9 protein-coding genes and 1 pseudogene are annotated in these 10,657 nt (G+C 68.0%); 8 read left to right on the top strand and 2 right to left on the bottom strand.

What is annotated here, in order from left to right:
- From N878_RS03290 to argE, 7 genes are all read left to right on the top strand, one after another.
- Positions 1–843, top strand: an 843-nt coding sequence (locus tag N878_RS03290; RefSeq protein ID WP_021442264.1) for a GGDEF domain-containing protein, incomplete at its 5' end; no start/stop codon positions are given.
- A gap of 104 nt (positions 844–947) precedes the next feature.
- Complete coding sequence (locus tag N878_RS03285; protein WP_021442263.1) at positions 948–2,741, top strand: acyl-CoA dehydrogenase C-terminal domain-containing protein; 1,794 nt, start codon at positions 948–950, stop codon at positions 2,739–2,741.
- Between the two features lie 163 nt (positions 2,742–2,904).
- Positions 2,905–4,683, top strand: a complete 1,779-nt coding sequence (locus tag N878_RS03280) for an acyl-CoA dehydrogenase C-terminal domain-containing protein (RefSeq protein ID WP_021442262.1) — start codon at positions 2,905–2,907, stop codon at positions 4,681–4,683.
- Positions 4,684–4,982: 299 nt separating this feature from the next.
- Positions 4,983–6,323, top strand: a complete 1,341-nt coding sequence (locus tag N878_RS03275; RefSeq protein WP_021442261.1) for an NAD(P)/FAD-dependent oxidoreductase — start codon at positions 4,983–4,985, stop codon at positions 6,321–6,323.
- Positions 6,324–6,327: 4 nt separating this feature from the next.
- On the top strand, positions 6,328–6,750 hold the full coding sequence (locus tag N878_RS03270; protein ID WP_021442260.1) for a RidA family protein: 423 nt from the start codon (positions 6,328–6,330) through the stop codon (positions 6,748–6,750).
- 10 nt (positions 6,751–6,760) lie between these two features.
- Positions 6,761–7,435 carry a DUF1028 domain-containing protein gene (locus N878_RS03265; protein ID WP_021442259.1) on the top strand — a complete coding sequence of 225 codons (675 nt, stop codon included), beginning with the start codon at positions 6,761–6,763 and terminating at the stop codon, positions 7,433–7,435.
- Positions 7,436–7,578: 143 nt separating this feature from the next.
- Positions 7,579–8,736, top strand: a complete 1,158-nt coding sequence (gene argE, locus N878_RS03260) for an acetylornithine deacetylase (RefSeq protein ID WP_021442258.1) — start codon at positions 7,579–7,581, stop codon at positions 8,734–8,736.
- A 41-nt stretch (positions 8,737–8,777) separates the two neighbouring features.
- Here the strand turns inward: argE and N878_RS03255 are convergent, their stop codons facing one another.
- Both N878_RS03255 and N878_RS03250 read right to left on the bottom strand, forming a co-directional pair.
- The gene (locus tag N878_RS03255) at positions 8,778–9,179 is read right to left on the bottom strand and encodes a GFA family protein (RefSeq protein ID WP_021442257.1); all 402 of its coding nucleotides are present in this window, start codon (positions 9,177–9,179) and stop codon (positions 8,778–8,780) included.
- 178 nt (positions 9,180–9,357) lie between these two features.
- Positions 9,358–10,272: a LysR substrate-binding domain-containing protein gene (locus tag N878_RS03250; RefSeq protein WP_021442256.1), complete on the bottom strand. Its 915-nt coding sequence runs from the start codon at positions 10,270–10,272 to the stop codon at positions 9,358–9,360.
- A gap of 204 nt (positions 10,273–10,476) precedes the next feature.
- On the opposite strand from N878_RS03250, the pseudogene N878_RS03245 reads away from it, so the two are divergent.
- A pseudogene (locus N878_RS03245) lies at positions 10,477–10,657 on the top strand (aldehyde dehydrogenase PuuC); the annotation flags it as partial.

Raw genomic sequence — 10,657 nt, 5'->3', positions numbered from 1 at the left:
GCCGAGTGGCTGGCGGCGATCCACTGGCCGAGCCTGCACGGCGCCTGGATGAGCCTGGCGCAACTGGCCTATCCGCTGTTCCTGCTGGCCTTCGTCGCCTTGCTGCTGCAGTACCTGCGGCAGCCGCGGCCGTTGCACGCGGCGCAGCTGTGCGGCCTGCTCGGCGCGTTGTGGATGCTGCCGCAGGTGTTCATCCTGCCCCACGCGCTGCAGGTGATGAGCAGCCTGGCGATGCTCATGCTGGTCGCCGCGGTGGCCCACGAGGCCTACCAGATGGCCTTTCGCGACGAGCTCACCGGGCTGCCGGGGCGGCGCGCGCTGAACGAACGCCTGCAGCGCCTGGGCCGCGACTACGTGATCGCCATGGTCGACGTCGACCACTTCAAGAACTTCAACGACACTCACGGCCACGATGTCGGCGACCAGGTGCTGCGCCTGGTCGCCAGCCAGCTGCGCAAGGTCGGGGGCGGCGGCAAGGCCTACCGTTACGGCGGCGAGGAATTCACCCTGCTGTTTCCCGGCAAGAGCCTCGAGCAGTGCCAGCCCCATCTGGAGGCGGTGCGCCTGGCCATCGAGCACTACCGCATGCAGCTGCGCGACAAGCAGAGTCGTCCGCGCAGCGACCAGCAGGGCAAGCAGCGCCGCGGCGGCAATGGCGCGAGCGAGGTGTCGGTGACTGTCAGCATGGGCGTGGCCGCGCGCCAGGCCGAGCAGCGCAGCCCGCAGGCGGTGATCAAGGCGGCGGACAAGGCGCTGTACAGCGCCAAGGCCGCCGGGCGCAACTGCATCCGCAGCGCCGGCCATCGCCGCGGCGCGGTGAAGCTGGCCGGCGAAGCCGACTGAGGCCGCTTATGGCCGCGCATTCAGCCGGCCAACTGTCGTTGTTGCCAGCCGCCGTGCGGCAGTAGCGTGGGGCGACCTGACCGCTGCCCGAATGGAGAACCGCCATGCCCGAGTACAAGGCCCCGCTGCGCGATATGCGCTTTCTGATCGACGATGTCTTCGCCTTTCCCGCCCACTACGCCGCGCTCGACGCCAGCGAGGCGAGCCCCGACATGCTCGGCGCCATCCTCGAGGAAGGCGCCAAGTTCTGCGAGCAGGTGCTGGCGCCGCTCAACCGCAGCGGCGACGAGGAGGGCTGCCGCTTCGACGCAGGCGTGGTGAGCACGCCCAAGGGTTTCAAGGAGGCCTTCGCCCAGTACGCCGAGGGCGGCTGGATGGGCCTGGCGGCCGACCCGGCCTACGGCGGCCAGGGCCTGCCGCAGTCGCTGGGGCTGATCGTCAGCGAGATGGTCGCCTCGGCGAATCAGTCCTGGGCCATGTACCCGGGCCTGACCCACGGCGCCATGTCGGCGATCCATGCCCATGGCAGCGAGGCGCAGAAGCAGACTTACCTGAGCCGCATGAGCGAAGGCCGCTGGACCGGCACCATGTGCCTGACCGAGGCGCACTGCGGCACCGACCTGGGCCTGATCAAGACCCGCGCCGTGCCCCAGGCCGACGGCAGCTACCGGATCAGCGGCAGCAAGATCTTCATCTCCGCCGGCGAGCACGACATGAGCGAGAACATCGTCCATCTGGTGCTGGCCAAGCTGCCCGACGCGCCGGCCGGCACCCGCGGCATCTCGCTTTTTATCGTGCCCAAGTTCCTGCCCGATGCGACAGGCGAAGCCGGCGCGCGCAACGCGGTGAGCTGCGGCGCCATCGAGCACAAGATGGGCATCAAGGCATCGAGCACCTGCGTGATCAACTTCGACGGCGCCAGCGGCTACCTGATCGGCGAGGCCAACAAGGGCCTGGCCTGCATGTTCACCATGATGAACCACGCGCGCCTGGGCACCGGCATGCAGGGCCTGTGTCTCGGCGAGGCGAGCTTCCAGGGCGCGCTGAAGTACGCTAACGAACGCCTGCAGATGCGCGCGCTGAGCGGGCCGAAGGCACCGGACAAGGCCGCCGACCCGATCATCGTGCACCCCGACGTGCGCCGCATGCTGTTGACCATGAAGGCCTTCAACGAGGGCAACCGTGCGCTGGCCTACTTCACCGCGCAATTGCTCGACGTGGCGCACCAGGCCGAAAGCGCCGAGGCGCGAGAGGAGGCGGAGAATCTGCTGGCCTTCCTCACCCCGATCTGCAAGGCCTTCATGACCGAGACCGGGCTGGAGGCGACCAACCTCGGCATGCAGGTGTTCGGCGGCCACGGCTATATCCGCGAATGGGGCATGGAGCAGCTGGTGCGCGACTGCCGCATCGCGCCGATCTACGAGGGCACCAACGGCATCCAGGCGCTGGACCTGCTCGGGCGCAAGGTGCTCGGCAGCCAGGGCAAGCTGCTGCGCGGCTTTACCAAGATCGTCCACAAGTTCTGCGAGGCTCAGGCCGGGCATCCGCAGCTCGGCGCGCAGGTGGCCCAGCTGGCCGCATTGAACAAGCAATGGGGCGAGCTGACCCAGCAGGTCGGTATGGCGGCGATGAAGAATCCGGACGAGGTCGGCGCCGCCTCCGTCGACTACCTGATGTATTCGGGCTACCTGACCCTGGCCTATTTCTGGCTGCGCATGGCCGTGGTGGCCCAGGAGAAGCTGGCGGCCGGCGACGACGACGGCTTCCATCAGGCCAAGCTGGCCACCTGCGCCTTCTACTTCCAGCGCCTGCTGCCGCGGACCGAGGCGCACCGCCTGGCCCTGGCCGCCGGCAGCGCCTGCATGATGGAACTGCCGGCCGAACACTTCGCCTTCTGACCGGCGGTCGTGGTCACTGGAGCCCGCCTGTTGGCGGGCTTTTTCACATCAAGCGGATGCGAACTTTTAGTGAATAATTGGTCACAACACGACCCTATGTGTCTATAAAGTTGTTCCATTAAACTCGGAGTCCTCACGTAACTCCGTTTTCCGAGGATGTGCCATGGCCGATTACCAAGCCCCCCTGCGCGACATGCGCTTCGTGCTCAATGAAGTTTTCGAAGTCTCCAAGCTCTGGGCCGAGCTGCCGGCCCTGGCCGAGGTGGTCGATGTCGAGACCGCCAGCGCCATCCTCGAAGAAGCCGGCAAGGTCACCGCTGGCAGCATCGCCCCGCTGAACCGCAGCGGTGATGAAGAGGGCTGCTCCTGGGACAACGGCGCGGTGAAGACCCCGGCCGGCTTCCCCGAGGCCTACCAGACCTACGCCGAGGGTGGCTGGGTCGGCGTCGGCGGCTCGCCGGAGTTCGGCGGCATGGGCATGCCCAAGGTGATCGGCGCCCAGGTCGAGGAGATGGTCAACTCGGCCAACCTGTCCTTCGGCCTGTACCCGATGCTGACCGCCGGCGCCTGCCTGTCGATCCTCAACCACGCCAGCGAAGCGCTCAAGGCGCAGTACCTGCCGAACATGTACGCCGGCGTCTGGGCCGGTTCCATGTGCCTGACCGAACCGCACGCCGGCACCGACCTCGGCATCATCCGCACCAAGGCCGAGCCCCAGGCCGACGGCAGCTACAAGGTCAGCGGCACCAAGATCTTCATCACCGGCGGGGAACACGACCTGACCGAGAACATCATCCACCTGGTGCTGGCCAAGCTGCCGGATGCGCCGGCCGGGCCGAAAGGCATCTCGCTGTTCCTGGTGCCCAAGTTCATGGTCAACGCCGACGGTTCGCTGGGCGAGAAGAACGCCCTGGGCTGCGGCTCGATCGAACACAAGATGGGCATCAAGGCCTCGGCCACCTGCGTGATGAACTTCGATGGCGCCACCGGTTATCTGGTCGGCGAAGTGAACAAGGGCCTGGCGGCCATGTTCACCATGATGAACTACGAGCGCCTGGGCGTCGGCATCCAGGGCCTGGCCCTGGGCGAACGCAGCTACCAGAGCGCCGTGGACTACGCCCGCGAGCGCATCCAGAGCCGCGCGCCGACCGGCCCGGTGGCAAAAGACAAGGCCGCCGACCCGATCATCGTCCATCCGGACGTGCGCCGCATGCTGCTGACCATGAAGGCGCTGAATGAGGGTGGTCGCGCCTTCTCCAGCTACGTCGCCCTGCAGCTCGATACCGCCAAGTACAGCCAGGACGCCGCCACCGCCAAGCGCGCCGAGGAACTGGTGGCGCTGCTGACCCCGGTGGCCAAGGCCTTCCTCACCGACATGGGGCTGGAAACCACGGTGCATGGCCAGCAGATCTTCGGCGGCCACGGCTTTATCCGCGAGTGGGGCCAGGAGCAGCTGATCCGCGACTGCCGCATCACCCAGATCTACGAAGGCACCAACGGCATCCAGTCGCTGGACCTGATGGGGCGCAAGATAGTCGGCAGCGGCGGCAGCTACTACAAGCACCTGGCCGACGAGATCAAGGCCTTCGTCGCTTCGGCCGATGCCAATCTCGACGAGTTCACCAAGCCGCTGGCGGCTGCCGTGCAGAACCTGGATGAGCTGACCGCCTGGGTGCTGGACCGCGCCAAGGGCAACCCCAACGAGATCGGCGCTGCCTCGGTGGAGTACCTGCAGGTGTTCGGCTACACCGCCTACGCCTATATGTGGGCCTTGATGGCCCGGGCGTCGCTGGGCAAGGAAGGGCAGGACGAGTTCTACGCCAGCAAGCTGGGCACCGCGCGCTTCTACTTCGCCCGCCTGCTGCCGCGCATCCACTCGCTCACCGCCTCGGTCAAGGCCGGTAGCGAGTCGTTGTACCTGCTCGACGCCGCGCAGTTCTAAGCGCCTCCGGCGACACCCAAAAGCCCCGGCCCCAGTGCCGGGGCTTTTGCGTTTTCGCCCCCTGGTGCGCCGCGCACACCAGGCCCATCGCCGATTTGTCGCTGCTAACGCTAAAAATCCTATAGCCCCCGGCATTCGCCCCGCAGGCCGCGGGCTTGGCGTGCCTGCAGCTTTTTCCTCGCCAGCGACGACAAAAAACATAATTTCGCGAATCCCTCGCGCTGCACAGAATGCGGCCAACACCCAGCGGCTAGCCGCGACAGCACAACAACAACGATCAGCGTCCGAGGAACCCTGCCATGACCGACCTGAATCAAACCGCCTTTCAGCCCTATCGGGATGCGGCAGCCGTGCCCACGGCAATCGACACCCTGGTGGTCGGCGCCGGCCAGGCCGGCGTGGCCGTCAGCGAGCACCTGAGCAAGCTCGGCGTGCCGCACCTGGTGCTGGAGAAGAACCGCATCGCCGAAGCCTGGCGCAGCGGGCGCTGGGATTCGCTGGTGGCCAACGGACCGGCCTGGCACGACCGTTTCCCCGGCCGGGAATTCGACCTCGACCCCGACGCCTTCGCCGCCAAGGACCAGGTGGCGGACTACTTCGAGGCCTACGCCCGCCAGTTCGACGCGCCGATCCGCACCGGCGTGGAGGTGCGGCGCGTGCGGCGCAACCCCGATCGCGCCGGCTTCACGGTGGAGACCTCCGCCGGCGTGATCCAGGCCAACCGCGTGGTCTCCGCCACCGGCCCCTTCCAGCGCCCGGTGATCCCGGCCATCGCACCCAAGGACGAATCGCTCTACCAGATCCACTCGGCCGCCTACCGTAACCCGCAGCAGCTTCCGGAGGGCGGCGTGCTGGTGGTCGGCGCCGGCTCCTCGGGGGTGCAGATCGCCGACGAGCTGATGCGCGCCGGGCGCCGCGTCTACCTCTCGGTGGGCCCGCACGACCGGCCGCCGCGCAGCTACCGCAACCGCGACTTCTGCTGGTGGCTGGGCGTGCTCGGCCTGTGGGACGCCGAGGCCGCGCAGCCGGGCAAGGAGCACGTGACCATCGCCGTCAGCGGCGCGCGCGGCGGCGAGACCATCGATTTTCGCCGCCTGGCGCAGCAGGGCATGACCCTGGTCGGCCTGACCCAGGCGTTCGACGGCGGCCTGGTGCGCTTCCAGGACGACCTGGCGGACAACCTGGCGCGCGGCGACGAGAACTACCTGGCGCTGCTGGATGCCGCCGACGCCTATATCGCCCGCAACGGCCTCGACCTGCCGGAGGAGCCCGAAGCGCGCCGGATCTACCCAGACGCCGAGTGCATCCGTCAGCCGATTCGCGAACTCGACCTGGCCGCCGCCAGCGTTACTTCGATCATCTGGGCCACCGGCTACGCCGTGGATTTCAGCTGGCTGCAGGTCGACGCCTTCGACGCGGCGGGCAAGCCGCGGCATCAGCGCGGCGTGTCCAGCGAACCCGGGGTGTACTTCGTCGGCCTGCCCTGGCTGTCGCGCCGCGGCTCCACCTTCATCTGGGGCGTGTGGCACGACGCCAAACACATCGCCGATCACATCGCCACGCAGCGCAAGTACGCCGAGTACCGCGACCCCGCGCAGCGTCAGGCCAGCACCGTCCAACAAGCCGCCTCCTGGGAGTAAGTCGATGCCTACCCATACCCGCATCCGCATGTTCAACACCAAAGACACCTACCCGAACCAGAGCCTGGACAACGACCTGTGCCAGGCGGTGCGCGCCGGCAACACCGTGTACGTGCGCGGCCAGGTCGGCACCGACTTCGAGGGCCGTCTGGTCGGCCTCGGCGACGCCCGCGCGCAGACCGAGCAGGCGATGAAGAACGTCAAGCAGCTGCTGGAAGAGGCCGGCAGCGACCTGTCGCATATCGTCAAGACCACCACCTACCTGATCGACCCGCGCTACCGCGAGGCGGTCTACCAGGAGGTCGGCAAGTGGCTCAAGGGCGTGTTCCCGATCTCCACCGGCCTGGTGGTCTCGGCCCTCGGCCAGCCGCAGTGGCTGATGGAGATCGACGTGATCGCGGTGATCCCGGACGACTGGCAACGCTGAGGAGCAGCCCATGACCTTTTCCATCGTCGGCCGCTGCGCCGAAACTGGCCAGCTGGGCATCGCCATCAGCTCCTCGAGCATCGCCGTCGGCGCGCGTTGCCCCTGGCTGCGCGCCGGGGTCGGCGTGGTGGCGTCGCAGAACGTCACCCTGCCGGCCCTCGGCCCGCAGATCCTCGATTTGCTCGAGGCCGGCCACGAGCCCGCCGCGGCGCTGGACCAGGCCCTGGCCCGCAACGGCTACAGCCAGTACCGCCAGGTCGCGGTGCTCGACGGCCAGGGCCGCAGCGCGCTGTTTTCCGGCAGCCAGGCGCTCGGCGTGCATAACGCCCTGGCCGGCGAACAATGCGTGGCCGCCGGCAACCTGCTGGCCTCCGCAGCGGTGATCGAGGCGCTGGTCAGCGCCTTCGAACAGAGCCCGGGGCAACTGGCCGAGCGCCTGCTGGCGGCGATGCAGGCGGCCATGGCCGCCGGCGGCGAAGCCGGGCCGGTGCATTCGGCGGCGCTCAAGGTGGTTGGCGACCTGACCTGGCCGATGGTCGACCTGCGCGTCGACTGGGCCGAGCAGGACCCCATCGGCGAGCTGGACAAACTCTGGCAGGCCTATGCCCCGCAGATGCAGGACTACCTGACCCGCGCCCTCGACCCCACCGCCGCGCCCAGCTATGGCGTGCCGGGGGACGAGTAGGGCGGACGATGATCTGGCATTGCCTGGTGGATGGATGAAGCGTCGTCCACCCTACGAATTGCCGGCGTGATGCCCAGTAGGGTGGACGACGCTTTTTTCGTCCACCAGCCCTTCGAGCCCCATTTTTTCAGGGAAAACAGCCCATGTTCACCAGTCGCGACCTGCTCGCCCGCCTGATCGCCTTTCCCACCGTCAGCCGCGACTCCAACCTGGCGCTGATCGATTTCGTTCGCGACTACCTGGAGGGCCTCGGCCTGAGCTGCGAGCTGGACTACAACGCCGAGCACAGCAAGGCCAACCTCCATGCCCGCCTCGGCCCGGCCGGCGGCGGCGGGGTGATGCTCTCCGGGCACAGCGACGTGGTGCCGGTGGACGGCCAGGCCTGGAGCGTACCGGCCTTCGCGCTGACCGAGCGCGACGGCCTGCTGTACGGCCGCGGCGCGGCGGACATGAAGGGCTTTATCGCCTGCGTGCTGGCCGCCGTTCCGCGCTTTCTGGAACAACCGCTACGCCTGCCGCTGCATATCGCCATTTCCTACGACGAGGAGGTCGGCTGCCTCGGCGTGCGCAGCCTGGTCGAACGCCTGCGCGCCAGCCCCGAGCGCCCGGCCATCTGCCTGATCGGCGAACCCACCGAGATGCGCCCGGTGCTCGGCCACAAGGGCAAGCTGGCGATGCGCTGCCAGGTGCACGGCGCCGCCTGCCACTCGGCCTACGCGCCGCAGGGGGTCAACGCCATCGAGTACGCCGCCAAGCTGATCGGCAAGCTCGGCGAGATCGGTGCGCAGCTGGCCGCGCCGGCGCGCCGCGACGCACGTTTCGACCCGCCCTATTCGACGGTGCAGACCGGCCTGATCCAGGGCGGCCGGGCGCTGAACATAGTCCCGGCCGAATGCCAGTTCGACTTCGAGGTGCGCGCGCTGCCGGCCGACGATCCGCAGCAGGTGGCGCGTGATCTGCGCACCTACGCCGAAACCGAGCTGCTGCCGCAGATGCGTGCGGTGAGTGCGGCCAGCGCCATCGAGTTCCAGGCGTTGTCGGCCTACCCGGGCCTGGCCACCGACCCGCAGGGCGAAGCCGCCGAGCTGCTGGCGCTGCTCAGCGGCTCGCGGGATTTCAGCACCGTGGCCTTCGGCACCGAGGGCGGGCTGTTCGACGAAGCCGGCATCGCCACGGTGATCTGCGGCCCCGGCAGCATGGAGCAGGGCCATAAACCCGACGAGTTCGTCAGCCTGGCCCAGCTGGACGCCTGCGACGCGCTGCTGGCGCGGCTGGCGCAGTGGCTGCAGCAGGACGCCTGAAACGCCCACGGATGGCATCCGGAAGCCTTCGCAACCACCGCCTACAGGTGGGCGCAGAACGCCGGCGCCGTCTGCCAGCGGTCGTTGAGGCCATCGACGCAGCGGATCGGGATGCGTGCCAGCGCCTCCTCGCTCAGCCCTTCCAGGCAACCGATATTGACGCCGTACATAGTGCCGATGGGCGTGTCGTTGCCGATACCGAAGGCGCGTACGCCACAGTGCTTGCAGAACAGATGCTGGTTCTTGCGGCTATGGAAGCGGTACTCGCTCAGCATGTCCGCGCCAGCCAGCAGGCGAAAGCCCTCGGGTCTGGCCACCGCGACCCAGAAGCGCGTGCGCCGGCAGATCGAGCAGTTGCAGCGGTAGGAGTCCTGTTCGAGATCGAGCTCGGCCTCGAACTGCACGGCGCCGCAATGGCAGCTGCCGCGATAGGTCTTGAGCATGGCGGGGCCTCCGGGCGACAGACCTGGAGGCAAGCCTAGACCGCGCGCGGCGCCTGGGCAAAGCGCCGCTCCTGGTCGAGGGCGGGTGCGCTGCTGCGGTCCGGGCATCACGCATCTTGCCAGCCCGCTATGCCGGTGCGGCGCTGGGCGCCGATGCCCGGGCCGAATGGTCCAGCCCTTAGCCCCTGTCTCCCGCCGCCAACTGCTCCTTGCAGTACTCGACGAACAGCTGCGCCGGCTTGGTCAGTTGCGCGCGCTTGAGCCAGGCGGCGACCAGGCCGGAGCCGCTGACCTCTTCGGCGATGTCCACCATCACCACCTTGCGCCCGTCGTAGGTGCATTCCGAGTGCGGGCGGGTGACCAGCAGGGAGAAGCCGAAACCCTGGCCGACCATGCCGCGCACCATCTCGATCGACGGCGAGCTGAAGACGATGTTGGGCGTCAGGCCCAGCTCCTCGAACAGGCTGACGAAGTAGGTGCGGCTCGGCAGCACGTCGAGCAGGATCATCGGTTCCAGACACAGGTCGCGCAGCGACACCTGGGCCTGGCCGGTGAAGCGATGGCCTTCGGGGAGCAGGGCGTAGGGTTTCTGCGGCGCCATCAGCGGTTCGCTGTCGATGGTGGCGTCGAGGTCGTGGGCGTAGAGGATGGCCAGGTCGAAGCGCCCGGCGGTCAGGCCCTGCACCAGCTCCTGCTGCTCGCCGTCGCGGATGCGGATCTCCACCCCGGGGTAGAGCGCGTTGAAGCCGGCGATCAGGCGCGGCAGATAGAGCGGGGCGACGGTCTCGAAGCAGCCGATATCGATCTGCCCGGCGATCACGTCGTTGTCGGCCAGGGCGTTCTGCTCGAACTCGCGGGCCATGCGCAGCAGTTCCTGGGCCTTCTTGTAGAAGCGCGCGCCGCCCGGTGTCAGCGACACGCCCTGGGCATGGTGGCGGATAAACAGCTGCAGGCCGAAGCTGTCCTCCAGGCCCTTGATCGCGGTGGAGATCGACGGCTGGGCGATATACAGCTTGCGCGAGGCCTCGGCCACGCTGCCGCATTCCACGGTGGTCACGAAGTACTTGAGCTGACGCAAGGTGTAGGTGGCCATTGGGCTCCTCCGGCGCGGATCTGCAGACCCGTCTTGTCATGGATTTCCAGGCCTCAACATACTCCAGCGCCCGTTGCCAGCAGCCCAGTTTTTTCATAAGTCGCGAGCATATATTTACTAATTTCGCTGTTTTCCCCCCTGCGCCACCATCGACCTCGACAACAACAAGGGCCGTCCATCACGGCCGTGGCGAGGATCGAGGCGATGTTGCAACTCTCCGACTGGCAGCAGCGGGCTGCCGCCCAGGCTTTCCCCACCGGCGCACTGATCGACGGGCGTCTGCGCCCGGCCGCATCCGGCGCCAGTTTCGCGTCGATCAACCCGGCGACCAACAAGCTGCTGGCCAATGTCGCCGCCTGCGACGGCGCCGATGTGGACGCCGCCG

The sequence above is a fragment of the Pseudomonas sp. EGD-AK9 genome (assembly GCF_000465935.2).
In the GTDB taxonomy this organism is placed as follows: domain Bacteria; phylum Pseudomonadota; class Gammaproteobacteria; order Pseudomonadales; family Pseudomonadaceae; genus Aquipseudomonas.
The sequence above is the reverse complement of the archived record's forward strand: the minus strand, read 5'-3'. Positions and strand labels throughout refer to the sequence as shown.

Bases quoted from the DNA above. Each gene is read 5' to 3' on its own strand.
- N878_RS03255 (WP_021442257.1), bottom strand. From the start codon at position 9,179: ATGCTCAAGACCTATCGCGGCAGCTGCCATTGCGGCGCCGTGCAGTTC.
- argE (WP_021442258.1), top strand. From the start codon at position 7,579: ATGTTCACCAGTCGCGACCTGCTCGCCCGCCTGATCGCCTTTCCCACC.
- N878_RS03275 (WP_021442261.1), top strand. From the start codon at position 4,983: ATGACCGACCTGAATCAAACCGCCTTTCAGCCCTATCGGGATGCGGCA.
- N878_RS03270 (WP_021442260.1), top strand. From the start codon at position 6,328: ATGCCTACCCATACCCGCATCCGCATGTTCAACACCAAAGACACCTAC.
- N878_RS03280 (WP_021442262.1), top strand. From the start codon at position 2,905: ATGGCCGATTACCAAGCCCCCCTGCGCGACATGCGCTTCGTGCTCAAT.
- N878_RS03250 (WP_021442256.1), bottom strand. From the start codon at position 10,272: ATGGCCACCTACACCTTGCGTCAGCTCAAGTACTTCGTGACCACCGTG.
- N878_RS03265 (WP_021442259.1), top strand. From the start codon at position 6,761: ATGACCTTTTCCATCGTCGGCCGCTGCGCCGAAACTGGCCAGCTGGGC.
- N878_RS03285 (WP_021442263.1), top strand. From the start codon at position 948: ATGCCCGAGTACAAGGCCCCGCTGCGCGATATGCGCTTTCTGATCGAC.